Origin of the sequence: Dietzia natronolimnaea, from assembly GCF_002289575.1 — a bacterium.
GTDB classification, from domain to species: Bacteria; Actinomycetota; Actinomycetes; order Mycobacteriales; family Mycobacteriaceae; genus Dietzia; species Dietzia natronolimnaea_A.
Genome location: NZ_NTGA01000034.1, coordinates 1 through 22,483, shown reverse-complemented (window position 1 = coordinate 22,483; position 22,483 = coordinate 1). Strand labels below are relative to the sequence as shown.

Annotated in this window: 22 protein-coding genes, 2 pseudogenes and 2 riboswitches; of the genes and pseudogenes, 15 read left to right on the top strand and 9 right to left on the bottom strand. The window is 69.8% G+C overall.

The window, feature by feature from the left end:
• Nucleotides 1-102: 102 nt before the first annotated feature.
• The 3 genes and pseudogenes from CEY15_RS16090 to CEY15_RS16080 all read right to left on the bottom strand — a co-directional run bounded on the left by CEY15_RS16090 (nt 103) and on the right by CEY15_RS16080 (nt 4,421).
• A pseudogene (locus CEY15_RS16090) lies at nt 103-2,598 on the bottom strand (polynucleotide kinase-phosphatase).
• Nucleotides 2,595-4,046 carry a 3' terminal RNA ribose 2'-O-methyltransferase Hen1 gene (locus CEY15_RS16085; RefSeq protein ID WP_095719275.1) on the bottom strand — a complete coding sequence of 484 codons (1,452 nt, stop codon included), beginning with the start codon at nt 4,044-4,046 and terminating at the stop codon, nt 2,595-2,597. The pseudogene CEY15_RS16090 and the gene CEY15_RS16085 overlap by 4 nt, the downstream one beginning before the upstream one ends.
• A gap of 45 nt (nt 4,047-4,091) precedes the next feature.
• Nucleotides 4,092-4,421 carry a helix-turn-helix transcriptional regulator gene (locus CEY15_RS16080; protein ID WP_095719274.1) on the bottom strand — a complete coding sequence of 110 codons (330 nt, stop codon included), beginning with the start codon at nt 4,419-4,421 and terminating at the stop codon, nt 4,092-4,094.
• 226 nt (nt 4,422-4,647) lie between these two features.
• On the opposite strand from CEY15_RS16080, the gene CEY15_RS16075 reads away from it, so the two are divergent.
• From CEY15_RS16075 to CEY15_RS16040, 8 genes are all read left to right on the top strand, one after another.
• Nucleotides 4,648-5,667 carry a sodium-dependent bicarbonate transport family permease gene (locus CEY15_RS16075; RefSeq protein ID WP_095719273.1) on the top strand — a complete coding sequence of 340 codons (1,020 nt, stop codon included), beginning with the start codon at nt 4,648-4,650 and terminating at the stop codon, nt 5,665-5,667.
• Between the two features lie 14 nt (nt 5,668-5,681).
• Nucleotides 5,682-5,972 (top strand): P-II family nitrogen regulator, encoded by a 291-nt coding sequence (locus tag CEY15_RS16070; RefSeq protein WP_095719272.1) that lies wholly within the window; start codon nt 5,682-5,684, stop codon nt 5,970-5,972.
• A 20-nt stretch (nt 5,973-5,992) separates the two neighbouring features.
• Nucleotides 5,993-6,204, top strand: a riboswitch (cobalamin riboswitch).
• A gap of 36 nt (nt 6,205-6,240) precedes the next feature.
• Complete coding sequence (locus tag CEY15_RS16065) at nt 6,241-6,981, top strand: energy-coupling factor ABC transporter permease (protein WP_095719271.1); 741 nt, start codon at nt 6,241-6,243, stop codon at nt 6,979-6,981.
• The gene (locus CEY15_RS16060; protein WP_017837592.1) at nt 6,978-7,340 is read left to right on the top strand and encodes an energy-coupling factor ABC transporter substrate-binding protein; all 363 of its coding nucleotides are present in this window, start codon (nt 6,978-6,980) and stop codon (nt 7,338-7,340) included. Before CEY15_RS16065 ends, CEY15_RS16060 begins: the two co-directional genes overlap by 4 nt.
• A gap of 15 nt (nt 7,341-7,355) precedes the next feature.
• Nucleotides 7,356-8,084 (top strand): cobalt ECF transporter T component CbiQ, encoded by a 729-nt coding sequence (gene cbiQ, locus CEY15_RS16055; protein ID WP_095719270.1) that lies wholly within the window; start codon nt 7,356-7,358, stop codon nt 8,082-8,084.
• A 13-nt stretch (nt 8,085-8,097) separates the two neighbouring features.
• Entirely contained in the window at nt 8,098-8,898 is an 801-nt protein-coding gene (locus tag CEY15_RS16050; protein ID WP_095719269.1) for an energy-coupling factor ABC transporter ATP-binding protein, read from the top strand.
• Nucleotides 8,899-9,063: 165 nt separating this feature from the next.
• Entirely contained in the window at nt 9,064-9,321 is a 258-nt protein-coding gene (locus CEY15_RS16045) for a hypothetical protein (protein ID WP_238556330.1), read from the top strand.
• Nucleotides 9,305-9,787: a BLUF domain-containing protein gene (locus CEY15_RS16040; protein WP_095719268.1), complete on the top strand. Its 483-nt coding sequence runs from the start codon at nt 9,305-9,307 to the stop codon at nt 9,785-9,787. The genes CEY15_RS16045 and CEY15_RS16040 overlap by 17 nt, the downstream gene beginning before the upstream one ends.
• Before the next feature lie 48 nt (nt 9,788-9,835).
• Here CEY15_RS16040 and CEY15_RS16035 read toward each other — a convergent pair whose 3' ends face one another.
• The 5 genes from CEY15_RS16035 to CEY15_RS18230 form a co-directional block, all read right to left on the bottom strand.
• Nucleotides 9,836-10,621, bottom strand: coding sequence for a ferric iron reductase (locus CEY15_RS16035; RefSeq protein ID WP_017837587.1), 786 nt, complete (start codon nt 10,619-10,621; stop codon nt 9,836-9,838).
• Nucleotides 10,618-11,424, bottom strand: coding sequence for an ABC transporter ATP-binding protein (locus CEY15_RS16030; RefSeq protein ID WP_176475156.1), 807 nt, complete (start codon nt 11,422-11,424; stop codon nt 10,618-10,620). The genes CEY15_RS16035 and CEY15_RS16030 overlap by 4 nt, the downstream gene beginning before the upstream one ends.
• Complete coding sequence (locus CEY15_RS16025; protein WP_245847671.1) at nt 11,421-12,425, bottom strand: FecCD family ABC transporter permease; 1,005 nt, start codon at nt 12,423-12,425, stop codon at nt 11,421-11,423. Before CEY15_RS16025 ends, CEY15_RS16030 begins: the two co-directional genes overlap by 4 nt.
• A gap of 74 nt (nt 12,426-12,499) precedes the next feature.
• Complete coding sequence (locus CEY15_RS16020) at nt 12,500-13,579, bottom strand: ABC transporter substrate-binding protein (protein WP_095719265.1); 1,080 nt, start codon at nt 13,577-13,579, stop codon at nt 12,500-12,502.
• A gap of 63 nt (nt 13,580-13,642) precedes the next feature.
• A riboswitch (cobalamin riboswitch) is annotated at nt 13,643-13,828 on the bottom strand.
• Nucleotides 13,829-13,884: 56 nt separating this feature from the next.
• Nucleotides 13,885-14,115, bottom strand: coding sequence for a hypothetical protein (locus CEY15_RS18230; RefSeq protein ID WP_141244287.1), 231 nt, complete (start codon nt 14,113-14,115; stop codon nt 13,885-13,887).
• A 46-nt stretch (nt 14,116-14,161) separates the two neighbouring features.
• Between CEY15_RS18230 and CEY15_RS16015 the strand changes: the two genes are divergently transcribed.
• Complete coding sequence (locus tag CEY15_RS16015; RefSeq protein WP_245847670.1) at nt 14,162-14,686, top strand: CGNR zinc finger domain-containing protein; 525 nt, start codon at nt 14,162-14,164, stop codon at nt 14,684-14,686.
• Here CEY15_RS16015 and CEY15_RS16010 read toward each other — a convergent pair.
• Entirely contained in the window at nt 14,650-16,515 is a 1,866-nt protein-coding gene (locus CEY15_RS16010) for a serine hydrolase domain-containing protein (RefSeq protein WP_176475155.1), read from the bottom strand. The two genes, CEY15_RS16015 and CEY15_RS16010, sit on opposite strands and share 37 nt — an antisense overlap.
• 126 nt (nt 16,516-16,641) lie before the next feature.
• Here CEY15_RS16010 and CEY15_RS16005 point away from each other — a divergent pair, with 126 nt between their 5' ends.
• The 6 genes and pseudogenes from CEY15_RS16005 to CEY15_RS15985 all read left to right on the top strand — a co-directional run bounded on the left by CEY15_RS16005 (nt 16,642) and on the right by CEY15_RS15985 (nt 22,444).
• A complete protein-coding gene (locus CEY15_RS16005; protein ID WP_095719262.1) occupies nt 16,642-17,310 on the top strand; it encodes a TetR/AcrR family transcriptional regulator in 669 nt (222 codons plus the stop codon).
• Between the two features lie 82 nt (nt 17,311-17,392).
• Nucleotides 17,393-18,298 (top strand): annotated as a pseudogene (locus tag CEY15_RS16000) (DUF5996 family protein).
• Between the two features lie 132 nt (nt 18,299-18,430).
• Nucleotides 18,431-19,108: a TetR/AcrR family transcriptional regulator gene (locus CEY15_RS15995; protein WP_095719261.1), complete on the top strand. Its 678-nt coding sequence runs from the start codon at nt 18,431-18,433 to the stop codon at nt 19,106-19,108.
• Between the two features lie 2 nt (nt 19,109-19,110).
• A complete protein-coding gene (locus CEY15_RS15990) occupies nt 19,111-20,043 on the top strand; it encodes an ABC transporter ATP-binding protein (protein ID WP_095719260.1) in 933 nt (310 codons plus the stop codon).
• Nucleotides 20,040-21,689 (top strand): ABC transporter permease, encoded by a 1,650-nt coding sequence (locus tag CEY15_RS18540; protein ID WP_176475154.1) that lies wholly within the window; start codon nt 20,040-20,042, stop codon nt 21,687-21,689. The genes CEY15_RS15990 and CEY15_RS18540 overlap by 4 nt, the downstream gene beginning before the upstream one ends.
• Before the next feature lie 74 nt (nt 21,690-21,763).
• Nucleotides 21,764-22,444 carry a TetR/AcrR family transcriptional regulator gene (locus tag CEY15_RS15985; protein WP_176475153.1) on the top strand — a complete coding sequence of 227 codons (681 nt, stop codon included), beginning with the start codon at nt 21,764-21,766 and terminating at the stop codon, nt 22,442-22,444.
• Nucleotides 22,445-22,483 lie beyond the last annotated feature (39 nt).

Genomic DNA, 22,483 nt, shown 5'->3' with positions numbered 1-22,483 from the left:
GCAGCAGGACACCTGCGGGCGCCCGTCGGCGGCGTGACGACGAAGGGAGTGACGAGTGAGAACGTGCTGCCGCATACTCATCGGGGGTCCCTGCATGTTCGCTCACAACCGGGGGTCCACGGGTTCGGACTCCATGGCCAGGACGCCGAAGACGCACTGGTGGATCCGCCAGATCGGTTCACCGGCTGCGGCCCGGCGCGCCCCTTCGAGGCCGAGCGCGTACTCCCGCAGCGCCATAGAGCGCTTCTGCCCGAGCGAGCGTTTCTTCACGCCGGCCAGTGTCTCCGGGCTGGTGTAGTCCGCGCCGTAGATGATGCGCAGGTACTCGCGTCCGCGAACCTTGAGCCCGGGTTGGACAAGCCCCTTCTTAGCCCGGGTGAGGTTGGCGAAAGGCTTGACCACCATGCCCTCACCGCCGTTGGAGGTGAGAACATCCCACCACGCCGTCGCAGCCTCGCGCGAACCCATGTCGGTGAGATCGACGTCGACTCGACGGGTGGTGCGGAACAGCTCCGGGTCGGCGGCGACGAGTCGGTCCGCCAGGTCCAGGTGCCAGTGATGGTCGCGGTTCTCGTAGGTTTCGGCGTCACTGGCCACCAGCTGGAACGGCGCGATCTGCAGACCGAGGTCGCCCTCGACCGGCTGGATGTAGCGCCGGTAGGCCTCCACGAATCGTTCGGCATTGCCCGCCCGCGTCCGGGTCCGGTCCAGCAGGTGTCCCACGTCGATGCCGCGGTCGGCGGCTGACTCGAGCGCGCGGACAGCGACGGGCAGGCCGGCTCCCGCAGCGGCACCGACGGCGGCGTACTGGTCCCGGATCATCGGCTCGGCCTTGAGCGTCCACGGCAGGATCTCGGTGTCGAGCAGTAGCCAGGTGGCACCCAGGTCGTTCTACACTCCGGCGACCGTGGCCGCGCGGGCGATGCGCTGTAGGACGATGGACTGCTGCTCGCCCGGAAGGAACGCGCGACCGGTCCGGGAATGGATCACCCCGTCGCCCTGCTGTGTCACGCGTACGACCGCGCGGGACCCCATGTGTTTCTCCTGGCAGATCACCCGGTCGACGTCGTGCGCGGCGAAGTAGTCGAACGCCTGATCAGGGTGTTCGAGGAGGTCGTCGCGTGGGGAGCTGTCGACGGGCGACATGGTCGGTGGGAGGTAGAAGAGCTGTCCGGGGTCGACGGCGAAGCGGCTCATCACCTCCAGGGCCCCGGCCGCGTTCTCGTCACGCATCGACACCCGTCCCATGTACTGGGTCTCGATGACTCTGGGCCCGAGCACGTCGGTCAGCTTCAGCGTCGCGGGATCCCGCTCGGGCGGCGCCGGGGGCCGGATCGGCTCGTAGTAGGTGTCCCGGGCGGGAACCGACACGGTCTCGCGCTCCGGGTAGCGCAGCGCGGTCAGCGACCCGCCGAACACGCACCCTGTGTCCAGGCACATCGTGTTGTTGACCCACTCGGTCTCGGTGACGGGGGTGTGCCCGTACAGCACCGTCGCCGACCCTCGGTAGTCCTCGGCCCACGGGTACCGGACGGGCAGGCCGAACTCGTCGGTCTCGCCGCTGGTGTCTCCGTACAGGGCGAACGCCCGCACCCGCCCGGACGCGCGGCCGTGGTATTTCTCCTTCAGGCCGGCGTGTGCCACGACAAGGTTCCCGTCGTCCAGGACGTAGTGCGCGACGAGACCGTCACAGAACGCTCGCGTCCGGGCGACGAACGAGTCGTCCTGCATCGCCAGCTGATCGAGCGTCTGTTGCAGACAATGGGTGGCCCTGACCGTCCCCCGCCCCAGGGCCTTGGCGAGCTTGGCCTCGTGGTTTCCCGAAACGCACAGGGCGTTGCCGGACTCGACCATGCCCATCGCCAATCGGAGGACGCCCGGCGAGTCGGGACCGCGGTCGACCAGGTCACCCACGAACACCACGCGCCGCGACTCAGGGTGGCGCGCATCCACCGCGCGACCGGCCTGGTCCCTCGCGAGGGTGTAGCCGAGTTGCTCGAGCAGATCCTCCAGTTCGAGGCGGCAGCCGTGGACATCGCCGATCACATCGAACGGCCCGTGGTCGTCGCGGCGATCGTTGAACAACCGGGTCCGCACGATCGTCGCCTCGGCCACCGCCTGCTCCGAGTCCAACACGTGGATGGAGCGAAAGCCCTCCTTCTTGAGCCCGCGCAGCGACCGGCGCAGCTGGTCCTGCTGGCGCTTGATCACCCGGGCGCCAAAGTCGCGATCCGCGCGGGCGGCATTGCGCTCGACGGCCACCGAGGTCGGCAGGTCCAGGACGATGGCGACGGCCAGCACGTCGTGTTCCTTGGCCAACGCCAGCAGGGACTTGCGGGCTGCCAGCTGCACATTGGTCGCGTCGATCACGGTCAACAACCCCCGTGCCAGTCGCTTGCCGGCGATGAACTCCACCACGGAGAACGCGTCCGCGGTGGCGTCCTGGGCGTTGGGGTCATCGCTGACCATCGCCCGGCACTCGTCGCTGGAGATCACCTCCGTCGGGGCGAAGTGCGCCGCCGCGAAGGTCGTTTTGCCGGAACCGCTGGCACCGACGAGCAGAACCAGGGACAACTCCGGGATGGACAGCTCACTCATGCGGACTCCTCCATCGGGGCGGACAGACTGAACACGGCCATCTGCGTCGGCGGTCCGGTCTGCGGGTCGTCGTCGCCCACGGGACGACACTCCACCTGGTAGCCGTGGGCGTCGGCGACGGAGTGGGCCCAGGACCGGAACTGCGCGCGGGTCCACTCGAAGCGGTGATCCGGGTGCCGGAATCCCCCGGCGGCCAGCGCCGGGTAGTGCACGTTGTACTCCGCGTTGGGTGTGGTGATCACCACGTACCGCGGATGCATGGCGCCGAACACGTTGCGTACGAGCGCAGGCAACCGGTCGAGGTCGACGTGCTCGATCACCTCCATCAGGATCGCCATGTCGAGACCGGCCAGACGCTCGTCCTCGTACATCAACGAGGAACGCAGGAGGGACAGGCGGTCGGCCTGACGCTCGGTCATCGACTCCACGTTCAGCCGCGTGGCCGCCGTGGACAGGGCGAGGTCCGAGACCTCCGTGCCGATCACGCGTGCCACACCCTGGACTTTGAGCAGGCCGCCCAGGAGGGCGCCTGAACCGCATCCCACGTCGGCGATCGTCGCCGGCCCCAGATCACGGACCACATCCAGGACGGCCTCGTGGCGCAGCCTGACCAGCGGTCGAGGGGAGACGGCAGCGTCCGGTGCGGCAGCGTCTGATGCAGCGGCGTCGGGGGCGGCGGAGGCGGAAGTGGCCTCTGCGGTGCGGTCGTCCAGTTCTGCGAGACGGGACAGAGCATCCTCGCGTAGGTCACGCTGACCGGCCAGGTAGCGGTGGGCCACCAGATCGCGCTCCGGATGCCCGGGCAACCACCGGTCACCGGCCCGTAACAGCTTGTCGACCTCGTCTCGGCCCACCCAGTAGTGCTTGGATTCATCGAGGACGGGGAGCAGGACGTAGAGGTGGCTGAGCGCGTCTTTCAGGCGCACCGACCCGGCAAGAGTCAGGCTCACCAGCGGAACTGCGCCCCACTCCGGGCGGGTGGTGTCGAACGCGATCGGCTCGGCCCGGACCTCCCAACCCAGTGGCGTGAACAACCGTCGCACCAGGTCGGGCTCACCGGGCACCGCCGGAAGCGAGATCGTCAGATCCAGGGGCGCCTCGACAAGGTCGTCGAACCCGGCACACTGGCCGTTGAGCGCCGAACGGAACACCTTTCCCATCGCCACCGCCAGCAGCGACGACGCCACGTAGGGGCGATCGTTGACGTAGTGGCCCAGTGCGAAGGCGTCGCCGCGCCCGGAGCGCCGCCGCACGAGCGCGATCGGATCCACCTCCAGGAGGACCGCGGCAGTACACGCCTGCGCGCTGACCTCCGGATAGAACACGTGCGCCGTGCCTGCGTAGACACCGAACGACTGCACCTTGTCGGGATGCTTGTGCAGCAGGAAACCCAGATCACCTGGCGTGGTGAGCGCCTCGGAACGGCGGGCGGTGATCGTCAGTAACATCCGGCCAGTCTGCCCGAGTAGTCCAACCGGCGCCGCGGCGGCAGGTCATGTGTCCTGCCCGCGTGCACCCGTGTGCGGGGCCCCCAGCACGCTGAGGATCTCCCCGACCATGTGGTCCCGTTCGAGCGGATGGCGCAGCGGCAGGTCCCGGTTCAAGCTGTAGCGGTTTCGCCGCCCGTCCCGGATGCGCTGGAGGTACCCGGCCTCCTCCAGCTCGGCCACGATCCGCTGGGTGGCGCGCTCGGTGATCCCGACCGCGTCGGCGATGTCGCGCAGCCGCGTCTCGGAATCCTGCGCGATACACAGCAGGACGTGGGCGTGATTGGTGAGAAACGTCCACTCCGCCACTGCGCCACCCCATCCACGTCTGCCCATCACCGACGGTCTCCGAATGCCATTTTGCCTGACGTGAATCCCGGTACGCATGTGGACGTGGCACCCGTGAAACACGACACAGATTTAGCCTGTTATAAAACAGGCAATACAAATCGTGTATTGTTTTTCCCGTTACTACGCCGGGGCAGCGGATCGCGCGCCACCACGGGGTTCCGGTCGTCTCGTGTCGCGGCGGCCGGGCTCCGGACTGATCAGGAGAAACGCAGTGGACCTCAGCATTCTCGGAAGCCTCACGGACCCGCCGATCCTCTTCTTCTTCCTGGGGCTGTTCGTCGCCACCGTGCGCTCCAATCTGGAGATCCCGGCCCCCGTCACCAAGTTCCTGTCGCTGTACCTGCTCATGGCGATCGGCTTCAAGGGCGGGCAGGCGCTGCGGGAGACCGGACTGACCGGTCGCGCCGCGGCGGTGATCGGCATCGCTCTGCTCCTGGCCCTCGTGATCCCCGCGCTGGGTTTCCTGGTCCTGCGGCACAGGGTGAACGAGTTCGATGCGGCCGCCATCGCCGCGACCTACGGGTCCGTCAGCGCGGTGACCTTCATCGCCGCCACCCAGTTCGTGACCGCCCGGGGGGAGGAGCCCGGTGGGTACATGACGGTCGCCCTGGTCCTGATGGAATCGCCGGCGATCATCATGGCGGTACTCCTCGCCACCTGGGCACGGTCACGCCAGCGTTCCGCCCAGATGGTGGGCGACGCGGGGTCCGGCGCCTCCGGCACCGTGACGGCCGCGCCCCTGTCGATGCGGGCGATCCTGCACGAGGCGTTCACCGACGGCGCGCACCTCCTGCTGATCGGGTCGCTCGTGATCGGCACCATGGTGGGGGCCGACGCCGGCGAGGCCATGTCCCCTTTCGTCAACGACATGTTCAAGGGGCTCTTGGCCTTCTTCCTCCTGGAGATGGGCCTGCTCGTCGCCCGTCAACTCCGCGAGGTCCGCGACGTGGGCCCGTTCCTGATCGGGTTCGGCATCGTGATGCCCCTGGTCGGAGCGTCGATGGCGCTGGCACTGGGCGCGCTGGCCGGGCTGCCGGTCGGCGACCTGACGATGCTCGCCGTGCTCGCCGCGAGCGGGTCCTACATCGTGGTGCCGGCGGTCGTGCGCTACGCGATCCCCGAGGCCCGACCGTCCAGGTACTTCACAATGGCCCTTGCCGTGACATTCCCGTTCAACATCGTCCTCGGCATTCCGCTCTACTACACCGCTGCCCAGTACCTGGGCGCCTGAGGCGAGGAGATCTGATGCGAGACGTCAAACGGATTGAACTGGTGGTCGAATCCGGGGTCGCCGGACGGTTCCTCGGTGCGCTGGATTCCCTGGGGCTCACCCATCGCACCGTGATCCCGGGGATTTACGGGCGGGGCCAGCACGGGGAGCGGGGCGGCGACCCCTTCTCCACCTTCGACAACACCTTTGTGCTCGTGGCGGTCGATCCCGATCGGATCGACGAGGTACTCGAGGCCCTGCGGCCCCTCCTCCGCTCCGTCGGCGGCATGTGCCTGGTCTCGGACGCCCGGTCGGTGCGCTACTGAGCCGGCAGCCGGGAGGGGGCTAGGATCTGCTCAGCTGCGGTGCTCGGGAACCCGGTGTGAGACCGGGGCGGCCCTCGCCACTGTGAACGGATGATGTCGCAGGTCCTTTATGTCACTGCTCGCACTCGTTGTGTGGGTGGGAAGGCGGACCGGCGGCGATCCGGTCCATCCCTTCTGGGGTGGGCCGGGGGAACCCGTGAGCCAGGAGACCGGCCGTGGCTGCCACCACGAGTGCCCGCGAGGTGACGGGCAGAAAGGTCTCAGGTAGATGCATATCGCAGAGGGTTTCCTCCCCTCGGTGCACGCTGTGGCATGGACGGCCGTCGCGGCACCGTTCGTGATCCACGGTGCGCGCGAGGTCATCAAGACCGTCCGCCGGACACCGGAAGCAGGCGTCCTGCTCGGCGTGGTCGGCGCGTTCACGTTCGTGATGTCGGCCATCAAGCTCCCCTCGGTGACGGGGTCCAGCTCGCACCCCACCGGGACCGGGTTGGGGACGATCATCTTCCGGCCCCCGGTCATGGCGTTCATCGCGACCGTCGTGCTGATCTTCCAGGCGCTGCTACTCGCACACGGCGGCCTCACCACGCTCGGCGCGAACGTGTTCTCCATGGGGGTCGCCGGGCCGTGGGTCGCCTACGGCGCGTTCGTCCTGTGCCGACGCGTCGCGGTGCCACTGCTCGGTGCGGTGTTCGTGGCCGCGTTCCTCGCCGACCTGGTGACCTACCTGGTGACCAGCGCCCAGCTCGCGCTGGCGTTCCCGAGCGCCGAGCACGGAGTGTGGTACTCGATGTCCGAGTTCCTCGCCGTCTTCGCGATCACCCAGATCCCGCTGGCGATCGTCGAAGCCCTCATCGTCGTGGTGATCGTCAGCGTTCTGCTGCGCATCGCCTCCCGTGAACTCGATCTGGTGGGCTTCTTCCGGAGGGCGCGGCTGGCCGGGGTGGAGCCGCCCACGGGCGCCGACGACAACCCCGCCTCGGTCGAGACCACGGAGTCGGTGCGATGAACAGGAAGACGCACGTCAACGCATGGGTGTTGGTGGGACTGCTCGCCGTGGCGGTCGCGATCGCGGTGTTCTCGCTGGTCTACGGCGCCCGGGCGGGCGGCGAGTTCGAGGGCGCCGACGGACAGGCGGAGGGGACCATCGGCATGGTCTCCCCCGACTACGAACCGTGGTTCGAGCCGCTCCTGCCCGAGTTGCCGGGAGAGGTCGAATCCGGGGTGTTCGCCCTGCAGGCGGGGATCGGCGGCGGGATCGTGGGCTACGGCCTGGGCGTACTCCGCACGCGGACCAGGCAGCGCCGCGAGGCCGCGACGGGTGCCACCCAGGCGCCGGCGACGGCCGCGGGACCGACCGGGCACTGACAGACCGGGAACCAGGTGAACCCGCTCGAACTCGCGGCGTCCCACAACCGCTGGACGAACCTCCCCGTAGCCGAGAAGCTCCTGCTCTTCGGCGGCCTGCTGGTGGCGGCACTGCTCGTGCCGCCACCAGTGGGCCACCTGGTGATCCTGGCCGTCTGTTGCCTGTGCGCGCTGGCCCTCGCCCGCGTCCCCGTGCGCCTCTATCTCGCCGCGCTCCTCGCCCCCGTCGCGTTCCTGGCCGTGGGGGCCGGCCCGCTCGTCCTGGATCTCGTGAACTGGCGCCTCGTGGTGGATCCGGCCGGGGTGGACACCGCGTGGCGGACGGTGAGCAGAGCGATCGCCGCGACGGCCGCCACCATCACCCTGGCGTGCACCACTCCCGTCGCCGACCTCCTGGCCGCCGGCCGCAGGGCCGGGTTGCCCGCCCCGCTGGCGCACCTCGTCGACACCACCTACCGACTCATCGGCGTGCTCATCGACTCCGCGCGCACCCTGCGGCACTCCCACGACCTCAGACTCGGGCATCGCACCAGCCGGGCCGCGATCCTGTCACTCGGGACGCAGTTCGCCTCGGTCTTCGTCCTCGCGGTCAGGCGGGCCCGGGCGATCGACGACGCCATGTCCCTGCGCGCCGAGCGAGGCCAGACGGCAGTGCTCGCCGCGGCGGCCCCGGTCTCGGCCGTCCACGTCGTCGTCATCTGTCTGGTCCTGGTGTCCGTGGCGACGGTTGGGGTACTGACGTGAGCGGGGTGACGGCGTGAGCGTTCTCTCGCTCCGCGGCGCGCGGTTCTCCTATCGGCGTGTGGACCCCTCCGGTGCCCGTTCTCAGACCGTCCTCGACGGCGTCGATCTGATGATTCCGGCCGGGGCGACGATGGCCCTCCTCGGAGGAAACGGCAGCGGAAAGACCACCCTGCTGCGGCTGCTCGTGGGCCTGAACCGCCTAGAGGTCGGGGAGTTACAGCTCGACGGGGAGAAGGTGAGGGATCGCCGGGCCGACCGCACCCGCCTGCGGCAATCGGTGCAGATGGTGCTCCAGGAACCCGATGACCAGATCTTCGCGACGACCGTGCGGGCCGACGTCTCCTTCGGCCCGGTGAACCTGGGGCTCGATCGGGACGAGGTCGCCCGGCGGGTCGACGGGGCGCTGGAAGCGCTGGCGATCGCCGACCTCGCGGACCGCGTTCCCCATCACCTGTCTTTCGGCCAGCGCAAGAAGGTGGCCTTGGCCGGTGCGCTCGCGATGCGTCCCCGCGTCCTGCTCCTCGACGAACCGACGGCCGGCCTCGACCCGTACTCCGGCGCCGAGCTGCTCGAGGCGCTGGAGGCTCTGCGTGGCGGCGGGACAGCGATCCTCATGGCCACGCACGACGTGGACCTCGCGTGGGCCTGGGCGGAGGAGGCGGTGGTGCTCTCCGGCGGAGCCCTCACCCGCGGCCCGGCCCACCAGGTGTTGCGGGACGAGGCACTTCTCGCCGCCGCCAGGCTCGCCACCCCGTGGGGGGCCGCGGTGTCAGACCGGCTGGGCCGGACCATCACGCGGCCGGAGGAGGTCTGACCGCGGTGGCGAGGGTCGTGCGGGTGCGCCATGATGGTGCTCGGTGCTGCCGCAGCGGCGCGTGTCCTCTCTCGCTGGTCCACGTGCGTGATGGCAGTAGGTGTCATCGGCGTGGTCAGACGTCCCGATCGGGTGTGACGTCGTGGAGAGGTGGAGGGATATCGGTTGACTTCGGCAATCGACGGAGACGAAGACGTACGAGAGATCCGGTGGTCGGAGGTGGAGGACCGCTTCTTCGTCGGTAGTTTCCGGGGGAACTTCGTGGGGTACATCAACCACGATCCGGACGGTTCTTTCACCTGCTTCGACAGCACGTCGAGGCCGCGAGGTGAATTCACATCCCTGGAGAGCGCGATGGGCAGCCTCAACAATCTGTACCTCTCCGATTCGATCAAGGGGGAGCCCAATGACGGTGGACACTGAGGCGCACGCGTCACCTGAGATCGGCGAATTGAAGTACCTGGTGTACACGAGTACACCGGTGCGGAAGATGACGCCGGCAGATCTGGAGTCCATCCTGTTCACCTCCCGGGAGCGCAATCGGGCGGCCGGGATCACCGGCGTCCTCCTGTTCAGGAACAACTGCTTCATCCAGTTCCTCGAAGGTCCGCCGGCGGAGATCGACAGGTTGATGACGCAGATCGCCGCCGACGACCGGCACAGCCGTGTCCGGGTGCTGTTGACGGAATCCACGTCCGAACGCAGCTTCGCCGACTGGAAGATGGGTTTCGGCATCCCCACCGAGACCCGGTCCACCGGAGTCCACGGCGTGCGGGACAGCTTCAATGATCTGACCGGCGGAGGGGGTTATGACGTCGTGCGCCAGGCCGCCGAGGACTTCTCGATCTGGTTCAAGGTCAAGGAGCGTTCGATCTCGACCTCTACCTGAGTGGCGTGATCGGGGACGCCGTGCCTCACGCGCGGTAGGCCCGCGGGGTCACCCGCCCGCCAGCGCTTCGGAGAAGCGCTGCGTCCGTTCGTCGTGGCTGAGCCGCGAGCACCACGAGCAGAACCGACCGTCGGGGGCGGCGTACCAGTGGCAACAGGACTTGCGGTCGTAGAACAGACGTGATCCGGCGGCACCGTGGAGCACCCTGAAGTCGCCTCCCCGGTCCATTTCGGGCCGGGCGGACAGCAGGGTTTCGGCACGCTCGCGGACCTGGTCGGTCGTCAGTCCGGTGCCGGTTCGGTCCACGAGTGCGCGGAACCCCCCGGCGAAGCCGGCGGCGATGTTCCCGATGAGGTTTCCCATCCCTGGCCCCGTCTCGGCGCTTATCGCCCGGGCGAGCGGACGAAGGTGCCCGTCGACGGTGGCGGAGAGGACCTGCTCGGGGGTCGCGTCGTCCAGGGCCCGCGGCGAGTGAAGGATCAGCAGGTCGGGTGACCCGTCGGTGAACCGGACCGAGACCCCCGCCGCGTGGAGGTCGAGTGCCACGCCGTGGATCGCCCACGCGGCGACGGCGACCCCGCAGACACGGTGGCAGTAGCGCTGGAAGACCAACGACGCGGCGTGACGTCCCGTCACCATCCCACGGGATCGGGCGTGGAGTTCCACCATCCTGCGGGCCTCCCCGGATCCCGGGTCGCACAGCTGCGAGCCGTGGAAGAGATGCTCGCCCGCCGCTGTACTGCCGGCCGCTGTGTCGCCCCAGGCGGTGCTGGCGACTCGAAAGGGCGGACCGAGCGCGTCTACAGCTGTGAGGAGCGCGGTGATGTCGGTCATGTCTCGGACTTCCTTCTCTTCGTCGGCACCACGTACCTGGCGCCGTTGAGCTCGACCACATCGGCCACGGGGCCGTACAGGGTCTCGACGAATTCGGTGGTGATGAGGTCGGCCGGTCGCCCGTGCGAATGCACGCGCCCCTGATCGAGGACGAGCAGGCGGTCGCAGAACGCGGCCGCCAGGTTGAGGTCGTGGAGGACGATCAACACGCCCACGCCGTCGGTGTGGGCCAGGTCGCGCACGATTTCCATGATCTCCAGCTGGTAGCGCAGGTCGAGTGCGCTGACCGGCTCGTCGAGCAGGAGGTACGGCGTTCGCGCGGCAAGGGTGCGGCCGATCAGCACGCGCTGCTGCTGACCGCCACTGAGCTCGAAGGCGCGCCGGGACGCCATGCCCGCGAGCCCCAACCGCTCGGCGGTGTGGAGGACGATGTCGAGTGTCGCCTCGTCGCCGAGGCGTCGCCGGTCCAGGGCCAGACTCATCGACTCGGCCACGGTGAGCGCCCGGCCCACCCCGTCGTCGTGCTGTGGGACGTACCCCAGGATCTGCGCGCGGCGGCGCGGGCGAACCCGCGCCAGGTCGGTTCCGTCGGCCACGATGGTGCCCGACCGGGGCGAGATCACACCGCACACGGATTTGAGCAGGGTGGACTTGCCGCAGCCGTTGGGGCCCAGAACACCGACGATGTCCCCGGGGGCCACGTCCACGTCGATGCCGGTGATCACGGCCGAGCCGCGGCGGCGGTGTGCAGCCGACAGGCCACGCACCCGGAGGCCCGTCGTGGATCTCGAGTCGTCGGTCACCGAGACCACCGGCCCTCGCGCAGGATCAGCCACAGGAACACCGGCACCCCGATGAGGGAGACCACGATCCCCACCGGGACGATGATCGGGCTCAGGGTCAGGCGCCCCACCAGGTCCGCCGCCAGGATGATGCTCGCCCCGGTGATCGCGGTGAGGGGCAGGCGGTAGCGTTCGTCCGCGCCGACCAGCATGGATGCGATGTGCGGAGCCACGAGGCCGATGAACCCGATGACCCCGGTCACGCTGATCACGGTGGCCGCGACCAGGGTGATCGACAGTCCGGTCTCCAGTCGCAACCGCGTCACCGACACGCCCAGGGAGCGCGCCACCTCATCTCCCGCCGCGAATCGCTGGTAGTTGCCGGTGTTGGCGCGGGCGTGCAGGCAGGCCAGGGCCACGACGACGGCGGCGATCGCGATCTGGGACCAGGTCGCCCGGCCGAGGTCCCCGAACGTCCAGTGGATGATCGACGACAGCTGCTGTTCGTCCGCGACGTACTGCAGGCCCGCCGCCAGAGCCGAGAACAGGTAGCTCAGGGCGATCCCGGCCAGGATGATCGCGGTGGGACCCATCCGCGTGACCGACGCGATGGAGAAGACCAGAAGCGAGCACAGGACCGCGCCGATGAACGCGGCGACCATCGTGCCCAGGGTGCGGGAGCCGACGATCGACAGGCCCGTGAGAATCGCGACCGAGGCGCCGAACGCCGCGGCGTTGGAGATCCCGGTGGTGAAGGGGCTGGCCATGGGATTCCCGGTGATGATCTGCATGCCCGCACCGGCCACCGCGAGCCCGATGCCGGCCACGACGGCCATGGCGATCCGCGGCAGGCGGAGCTGCACCACCGCCACCCATTCGTTCCACGTCAGGGGGGTGGCCCACCGGTCGCCGCCGGGCAGGAGCGTGGCCAGCAACCTGACCGAGCTGATGTCGGTCACGCCGTTGACCACGCCCGCCCAGGCGAGCGCCACCATGATCGCCGCCGCGGCAGCCAGGATCATCCGTCGTGTGCGACGGGTCCTGAGGATGACCCGGCGATCCTCGCCGGAGGCTCGACCCACCACGGATCGTCAGTTCACCGTACGGCCGGGACGGTGTAGACGTGGCCTTCGGGCAGCTCCATGCCCTGGAGCCCCAGCCATTCGGAGAAGACCTCGTCGGGGTCGATGTCCTGCATCTGCTCCGGGTAGAGCCACTTGGCCAGATAAACCGCGCCGACGATCTTGCCGAGTCCGCCCCCGGCGAATCCGGTGATCATGTGGACGTTGCCCTCGCGGACCGCCGTCAACTCCGACCAGCCTGGACGCGCGACCATCTCCTGGCCGATCGAGGCGAACTCGCCGTCGGCCGGGGGAGTGTAGACGCCGGTGTTCTTGAGGGCCCCGCCCGAGGTGGTCTTGAGGATCAGATCGGGGTCGGTGCGCAGGATCTGCTCCGGGTCGACAGTGTCGCCCTCGAGGGTGGGGTCGCCGAACATGTTGACCCCGCCCGCGGCCACGATCATCTGGTGCCAGCCGTCGTTGGACGTCTCGGGGACCGCGGTGGTGTAGGGGTCTCCGTACTCCCAGTACACGGTCTTCTTCGGCTCGATCCCACCCACGCGGTCGGCGATGTCTGCCTTGGTCGACTCGAAGAACTCGGTGACCTTCTCTGCTCCTGCCTCGTTGCCGAAGGCGCTGCCGAGGATCTCGAGTTGCGAGGCGAAATCGCCGTTGTCCCAGCCGGTCACGGTGAGCACCTTGATCCCGACGGGTTCGAGGGCGGTGGCGTACTCGTCGACGTTGCCGTTGCGCGGCAGGATCAACACTTCGGGGTCGAGCTCGATGATCTTCTCGACGTTGAGTTCGCTCTGGCCCTTGCCGATCACGTTGTCCGGGTCGAACTGGCTCCAGTAGACGCGGTCCTGGGCGGTGTTGCCGTCCACGGCGATCACCTTGTCGATGTCGCCCATCGCCCGGATCAGCTCGCTGTTGTAGCGGTTCGCCACCACGGCTGACTCGATCGGGCCGTCGAACTCGACGGTCCGCCCGGCGTCGTCGACCACCGTGATGGTCTGGTCCTGCGGGTTCTCGGCGGGTTGTTCCGGCGCCGAACATGCGGTGCTGACCACCAGTCCGAGCATTGCCAGCAGGGCGACCACCTTGTCACGAGACACGCGCGGTCGACGTCTGTTCGTATTCATCTGTAGAGGCTCCTCGGCCGTCATGACAGGAGCGCCGTGTGCGCCCCTGCGTCGGCAGGTATCGGACTCGAGGACCAGATGACACGTGATGAACACGGGCGCTGGGGTCTCTCACCGTTGCGGGACAGTTCCGGATTCACACCGGATTCCCTTTTGCATCGGCCCTGCCTGCTCCCCGAGCTATCCGGGAAAGAAGGCGGGACCGAACCGACTGGGCCGGAGCCTACCTGAGCGTTTCCTCAGCTCGGCGCCCGCGCCCGCGCTGTAGGCCGAGGACCTCATGTGCCGGTCGCCCGGGTGGGCGGCGTACCGGCCACCCGGGCGACCGGCATGCCGGCGCGCACGACACGATGCGCCCCGCAGTGACAGGACTCGTAGGTCACCGTGCCCTCGCTGGTGCGGTGGGCGGAGCGGTGAACCCACCGGTGGTGGTGGGCCTCCGGGGCCGCGGGTGGCGTGGCCGGGGCGTGGTGGTCGGGGATCCTCGTGGAACGGGTTGCTGTGGTCATGCGCTGACTGTGGTGCAATGGGTCAGTGCAGTTCAACCATGGCAATATGGTCGGCCCGACGCTCGCGGCGGAGCTGGCCTCTCTCGCCGGGCGGTCGTGGGACTCCGGCGCGGCCGTCGCGGTGCTCCGCGCCCACAACGTTCGCAGGCCCGATCTCGACGAGGCAGGGTCACAACGACTGAGGGAGTGGGCGTCTCGACTGAGAGTGCCGTTCTCGGCCCCGGATGTGGACAGCACGTGCGCCGCGATCAACGAGTTGTTGGAGTCGGCGGCTTCGCGGCCGACCCTCAGTACTCACGACGGTCACAAGCCCCACCTGCATTTCGCGGCCGACGGCGACGACGTGGTGGAGCGCGTCAGGGCCATCACCGCCGGGGGTCTGGCGATCTTCGCGGTCGAGTCGGAGGGCGGCCGTCTGGGGGCCTGCCTCCGCACGGGGTGCCCCGAGGTGTTCGTCGACACCAGCCGGAACGGTGGGCGGCGCTACTGCAGCGCCCGCTGTGGCAACCACGACGCCGTTCAACGGCACCGGGCTCACCCTGGCAGGGTGACGCCCCAGTCCACCAGGTAGATCTGCATCGGCAGGGCCAGGGCGGCGCACATTCCGGCGGCGACTACGTGGCGTGTGGAGACCGTCCGCCATCGGCGGACGGAGGTGATGACCCATGCGAGGGCGAGCGCGACGGTGGTCGTTGCCAATGCGGTCAGCGACCACAGTGCGGCCGCATGGGGCGTCGCGGCGGAGGATGAGCCCCATAGGAGCGGGCCGAGGGGGACCATGACCACGGCGACCAGGGTGGCCGTGGTGGAGGCGGCCCAGCTGACCGCAATGCCCGGTGCCAGCGAGTGGCCTTGTGCGCGTCCGCGGATGCCCCGGACGAGCCGCCAGACCGCCCGGATCGCGATGGTGAGGACGACCAGTCCCCAGGCGGCCAACGCGGCCACGATGGTCCGTTGATCGTCCCATGTCGACGCGGGGGTGAGCGTCTGCTCGAGCATGCCGCGATCCCCACGTTCGAGCACCGTGATGCCGGAGTCGCTGATCCGCCCCGCCACGCAGCCCGCCTGGTCGCACCACCGCCCTTCGCCCTCGGGTGAGAGCCGCCGACCCTTCATGAGGAGGTCGTGCCCGTCGGCTGTCACTCGGACCTGCCCCAGCAGGCTGCGCAGCGCCTTCTCCGGTCCGTGGCCTGTGAAGAGGCGTTCCTGGAAGGTGCCTGTCGGGATCGCCGGCCGGCTCGACGGCAGCCATCCGGGGATGATCGCCGGCGCGGGCGCAGCGGGCGCCGGTTGCGCACGTCCGGCGTCGATCGTCCAGTCGACGACCGCGTCGACGACCGCGTCGGTCGCCTCCATCGCGGCGGTCTCGTGGGAGGTGACGGCGACGAACACACCTACGTCGGCCTCAGGAACGATCGCGAGCCAGGCCACCCCGTTGGCCCCGGGGTGTTCGAGCACCCTGACACCCCGGCGGTGGTCCTCGAAAAACACCTGGGTGTGACCGCCGCCGCCGTGATGCGGCCTGACGCTGGTCGTGCGAGCCTCCTCGACGACCCGCTCGGGGAGTGCACCGTCCCGGACAGTCAGCGCCGAGAGAAGGGCGGCGGAGTCCCGTGCCGACCACCGGAGTGAGGCCGAGGGGGTCTCCGGGACCCGGGGCCACGGCGTGGCCTCGAATCCGCCGTCGGTCGCCGCGACGATCACGGCATCGTCCGGATCCGTCGACTCCTCGAAGGTCGCGGAGTCGGCGCCGACCGGATCCAGCACTGCGCGGCGGGCCGCGTGGTCGAAGTCCGTTCCGGTAGCGTTCTCGATCGCCGCACCGAGCAGGGCGTAGCCGACGAGGGGCGAGTAGTGCATCCCGATCGCGGGGTGGCCCGGGACGGGCGGGTGGCGCTCGAGCCAGTCGGACAGGGGGCGATCGAGGTCGCCGTCGTCGACGGACGGGGGCATCAGGGTCGACTCGGCGAGGCCTCCGTGGTGCGTCAGGAGGTGCCGCCCCGTCAGGGGTGTCCGGTCAACGGTGGCCCGTTCGTCCCGCAATCGGACCCCGCTCGATCGCTCGATCGGTGCGTCGAGGTCCAGGGTGCCCTCCTCGTGCAGCGTGAGTGCGGTCAGGGAGGTGACGACTTTGGAGACCGAGGCGACGGGGAGACGCGAGTCCGGTCCGAGTGGACGTTCGCCATCGTCGTCCGCGTGGCCCCAGGCTCGTAGGAGTTCGATCCGCGACCCGTCCACCACGGAGACCGCCATGCCGGCGGTCGACCCGCCCACGACCTCGTGCGCGATGTGCTCGATGCGGTCGTGTAGGGAGTCGCTCTCGGATCGGGCGTCGGCGGTCACCGGTGTCGACAGGAGGGTCAGGGCGGCAACCAGTGAGAGCTGGACCGAACGGCGCATACGTCCCACTTTCCAATACGGGTGTGTCGGTTTTTGTGAGACTACGGTGGTCGGGTCGGGGATATCAAGACCGGGGGCGTCCACCATCGGCGGTGGCCAGGCCGGGTTCTGACGCGGGGAGGGTGGATGGCACGAAGCGTGAAAGGGCGGCTGCGGCAACGCGACATCGTCGAGGCTGCGTTGCGGTTGATCGCCCGAGGGGGCCTCCAGGCCGCGTCGGTGCGTGGTGTCGCGACGGAGTCGGAGATGTCCGCCGGGGCTGTGAGGCACTTCTTTCCCACCCAGGAGTCACTGCTGGAACACGTGATGGCCGACGTCACCGCGACGGCTGCGCGCCGGCTCGTGCCCCTGATTCGTGCCCTGGATGACGCCACCACCGCGGAGGGTGCACGGGTCGCCGCGTGTGCGCTGCTGGAAGAGCTTCTCCCCCTCGACGAACCTCGCCGCGTCGAGTGGTTCCTATGGTCGGCTGTCGCCGGCTCCGCGTCCTTTCCGGTCGCGCTGGATCGGTGGCGCGAGGCCGGGTGGGCGGGAGCGCGCCACCAGTGCCGCAGGGTGATCGGTCACCTTCACGGAACTCCCGTCCCGCCGTTCGTAGCGGACCCGGATGACGGGCACCGCGTGGTCGCCTCGACCGCGACGATCCCCGAGCTGTCGGATCCCGCCCTCGAGGCACGGGTGACCGCACTGCATGCCGCGCTCGACGGGCTGGCCGCACAGTTGACGGCCACCCCGGCGCCCATCGACGCGGCGAGCGCGCGCCGTGCCCTCCGTGAGTTGGTCGAGGTCCTGTGACCCCGCGCTGACGGCATCGCTCCCGCCCGCCGCCCATGAATCGGGGCTGTCCTCCGGCCCCCGGATCGGGGACCATGAGTCGATGGAGACGCGCGACGACCCCTGGCCGGCCCTGCCCCTGGACTCGTGGTCCGACACCCGCGACACACTCCACCTGTGGACCCAGATCGTCGGGAAGACGCGCATGGCCCTCGGCCCGGACATCAACCACTGGTGGGGTGTCCCGCTGTACGTGGACGCGCGGGGGCTCACCACTTCCCTCATGGTGGCCGAGCACCGTGGCCTGGAGATCCGCTTCGACTTCGTCAGCCACGAACTGTTGTTCCTCGTCACCGACGGCAGCACCCGCCGGATGGCGCTCGGACCGCGGAGCGTCGCCGACTTCTACGCCGAGTACACCGGCCACCTGGGTGATCTCGGGTTCGATGTGCCGATCGTCGGGACCCCAGTCGAACTCCCGGAGGTGATCCCGTTCGCCGAGGACGCCACGCACGGGTCGTATGACGCCGACGCCGTGGCCCGTTTCTGGAGGTCGCTGGTCAGCGCGCACGCAGTCCTCTCGAGGTTTCGCGGCGGGTTCCGTGGGAAGTCCTCGCCCGTCCACTTCTTCTGGGGTGCGTTCGACCTGGCCGTCACCCGGTTCTCCGGACGCACCGCCCCCGAACACCCCGGCGGCGTCCCGAATTGTCCGGACCGGGTCATGCACGAGGCCTACAGCGACGAGGTGTCGAGCGCGGGGTACTGGCCGGGCGGCGCGGAGGAGGGGATCTTCTACGCGTACGCCTATCCCCACCCCGAGGGATACGACACCCATCCGGCGGTCGAGGGCCCCGCGTACTGGCACTCGGAGCTGGGCGAGTACGTCCTGCCGTACCACCTCGTGCGGTAGGCGCCGGATCCCGACGCCATGCTCCTGCGATTCCTCGAGCAGACGCATCGCGCGGCGGAGGAGACGGCGGGCTGGGACCGGATCCGGCCTTCCCGGTAGGCCGTCGTCGAAGGCGCGCCCGCGGCCGAGCCGGGGCCCATCGGCCCGGCGCGATGATCATCGCGTGTTGACGCCCCACGCCGCCCGTCCTACGCTGACTGAACAGTCAGTCAGCAACGAGAGGCGGCCCACATGCCCGACGACGACCCGGCCCGCAGCGGGGCCGACCGCATCCTCGACGCGGCGATCTCCAAGTTCGGTGTGCACGGCGTCAAGGGCACGAGCCTCAAGGCCATCGCCGCCGAGGCGGGGGTCTCCCAGGCGCTGATCCTCCACCACTTCGGGAGCAAGGACCGACTGCACCGGGCCTGCGACGAGCACGTGGTGCGGCTGGTGCGGCAGGGCAAGGAATCCGCGATGGGGCAAGGTCCGCAGCTGGACCCGCTCCAGTCGCTGCGGCAGATCGAGGACAGTCGCCCGCTGCTGCGCTACCTGGCCCGCACCCTCTCGGAGGGCGGCGATCACCTCGCGCAGCTCATCGACGAGATGGTCGACGACGCCGAGGCGTACACCGCCGCCGCCGTCGAGGCGGGCCTCATCACGCCCAGCGCCCATCCGCGCGAGCGAGTCGTCGTGCTGACGCTCTGGTCACTGGGCGCTCTGGTCCTGCACGAACACATGAACCGGCTGCTCGGCGTGGACTTCCTCGACACCAGCGCCCCGCCGGAGAGTCTCGCGCCCTACATGCTCCCGGTCGTGGAGATGTTCAGCCAGGGCCTGCTCGAACCGGGCGCGGCCGACGGGTTCGCGGACGCCTTCGACACCCCTGACAGGCCTGACGCCCCGGACAACCCCCGGAAGGAACGGTGAACATGATGGACGCCCACGTGATCTCGGCGAGAGGACTGGTCAAGACGCTCGGCACCACGCGTGCCCTCGACGGGCTGGACCTCGAGGTGGCCCGGGGCGAGGTACACGGCTTCCTCGGCCCCAACGGCGCCGGCAAATCCACCACCATGCGCGTCCTGCTGGGCCTGCTCCGCGCGGACGCCGGCACCGTCCGCCTGCTCGACGGAGACCCGTGGGCCGACGCCGTCGAGCTCCACCGCCGGCTCGCGTACGTGCCCGGGGACGTGGAACTGTGGCCCACGCTCACCGGCGGAGAGGCGATCGACCTGCTCGCCCGGCTGCGTGGCCCGCTCGACAGGCGTCGTCGCGACGCGCTGTGCGAGCGTTTCGACCTGGACCCCACCAAGAAGGCCCGCACCTACTCCAAGGGCAACCGGCAGAAGGTGGCGCTGATCTCCGCCCTGACCTCGGAGGTGGAGCTGCTCCTGCTCGACGAACCCACCGCGGGGCTGGACCCCCTCATGGAGGTCGAGTTCCAGGAGGCGATCGGCGAGGTCAAGGCCGCCGGCCGCACGGTCCTGCTCTCCAGCCACATCCTCGCGCAGGTCGAGGTGCTGGCGGACCGCATCTCGATCGTGCGGCAGGGCCGCACGGTCGAGACCGGGAGCCTGGAGGAGCTGCGCCACATGACCCGCACGACGATGGTCGCCCGAACTGGCCGACCGGCGGACGCGCTGCGGCGGGTCGAGGGTGTACACGACGTGGAGATCGACGACGACGAGGTCCGCTTCCGGGTCGACGGGGACAGTGTCGACGAGGCCGTCCGTGTACTCGCCCCACTGGGAGTCCGCTCGCTGGTCGCCCATCCGCCGACGCTGGAGCAACTGCTCATGCGCCACTACGGCGATGCGGCCGGAGCTGGACCCGGCCCCGAGGCGCGGGGGGCTGCGCGATGACCGCCACGTCCACCGCCACCCGGGAGTCCTCGCGCTCCGCGGGGTCCGGGTCCCCGCTGGTCGGCACCGGCACGCTCGCCCGGTTCTTCCTGCGCCGGGACCGGATCAAGCTCCCGGCCTGGGTCGGCGGCCTGGGGCTGTTCGTGGTGTACATCGGCGCGGCCCTCCCGCAGCTGGCGCCCACGGACGACGACCTGGCCGCGGTGGTGCCCCTGTTCACCCAGCCGGTGGGCCGGATGTTCACCGGCCCGGCCTTCGGCATGGACGCCCCCACCTTCGAGCGGTTCTTCGCCGCCGGCTACGCCCCGTACCTGTTCCTCCTGGCCGCGCTCATGAACATCATGCTGGTCACCCGGCACACCCGCGTCGAGGAGCAGACCGGCCGCGCCGAGCTGGTCCGCGCCAACGTCACCGGCCGACACTCCGCCCTGACCGCCACCCTGATCGTCGCCGCGATCACCAACGCCCTCGCATTCGCCGTGGTCGCGGGCCTGTCGATCGCTATGGGATACGCCCCGCTCGGCTCGGTCCTCATCGGGCTGGGCACCGCGCTCACGGGGATGGCGTTCGCCGGAATAGCGGCGGTGACCGCGCAGCTCAGCGCGTACTCGCGGGCGGCGGCGGGGATGGCCGGGCTGGTGCTCGGGGTCTCCTTCCTCCTCCGAGCCCTCGGCGACATGGCGGCCGTCGGAGGCTCTGCACTGTCCTGGGCCTCGCCCCTGGGGTGGCCCGCCCAGACGGCTCCCTACGTGTACGACCGCTGGTGGCCGCTGCTGCCCCTCGTCGTCGTCGCCGTGGTCGGTTCGGCCGCCGCCTACGTCCTGCAGTCACGACGCGACTTCGGGGCGAGTCTCCTCGCCCCCCGCCCCGGGCCCGCCCACGCCGGCCGGTCGCTCGGACGGCCGGTGGGCCTGGCCGCCCGACTCCAGCGCGGCGCCCTTCTCGGGTGGGGCGCGGCTATCGTGGTCCTGGGGACGGTCAACGGCGCGTTCACCGACGCCATGCTCAGTGCGAGCGGGGACATGCCGCAGGCGATGCAGGACATGTTCGGCGCCCGGGGCCTGGTCGACGGGTACGTGTCCTTCCTCGGGACGTTCATCGCCGTCCTCGCCGCCGCGTACGTGGTGTACGCGACGCAGTCCCTCCGGGACGAGGAGGGCAGGGGCCGCGCCGACCTGATCCTGGCCACGCCCGTCAGCCGGGCCTCGTGGGTGGGCGCCCACCTCGCCGTGGTGGCCTGCGGCGCAGTGCTCATCCTGGCGGCCACCGGGGTGGGCACGGCGACCGCGGCCGCCGTGGTCACCGGAGACACCTCGCTCGTCGGCGGGGTGATCGGCTCGCACCTCGGCGCCAGCCCGGCGGTCCTGCTGGTGCTGGGGGTCTGCGCGGTGCTCTACGGGTGGCTTCCCCGCTTGACGGCGCCCGTCGGCTGGGCGGTGGTCGCGCTGATGTTCCTGGTGGCTAACTTCGCCGATCTGCTGGACTTCCCCGGGTGGCTCCGGTCGCTCTCGCCCTTGCATCATCTCGCCGCGGTCCCGGTGGAGGAGTTCGCCCCGGCGCCGTTCCTGCTGGTCCTCGTGATTGCCGGCGCGCTCGGGGTCGCAGGACTGGTGGGGTTCAGGCGTCGGCAGGTGGTCTCGGGCTGACCTCGTCCGGTCCGCTCGGCCGGCGGCGGCGAGCACTGCCCGGTCGTCGGTCGGCGGTTGATAGCCTCTGCCAGGTGACCAGCACTCGTGGACGGCCGCGCCGCACCCCCGGGTCGCCGACCGGACTCGGAAGCGAGCAGGACATCCTGCACGCCGCGGGGGAACTGTTCGTCACCAAGGGCTTCGGCAGGACCAGCACCCGGGCCATCGCCGAGGGCGCGGGACTGCAGCAGGCCAGCGTCTACCACTGGTTCGGATCCAAGGACGAGATCCTGCTCCGGCTGGTGCTCGGCACGGTGCTCCCGTCCCACCGGATCGCCGACCAACTGCTCGCGAGCGACGCCCCGGGTCATGTGCTGTTGTGGGCCCTGGCGTATGCCGATGCGGGACTGCTGCACGAGGATCCGCAGAACCTGGGTGTGCTGTACTTCGAACCGGCTCTCGACGGCGACCAGTTCAGCGAGTTCCACGACGTCCGCGACTCACTGCACGAGGCATACCGGGTGTTGCTCGAACGCACGACGGGGGAGCCCGCGACCGACGTCGACGTGGCGATGCTCGTCGGACTGGTGGAGAACGTCATCACCTACCGGCGACGGACGCGGTCGCCGATACCGGCCGACACGCCGGCACGGGTCGCCGATGCCGCGCTGACTCTGGCGCGGGTCCCGGACCTCCTCACCGACGAGACCCGGGCCCGGGGGACCGAGATTCTCGCTGCTCTCGATTCCCCGGGCCCGGGATCTGCCGGCTGACGACGGCCGCTAGGAGACTGCTGAACAAAGTGGGTGTCC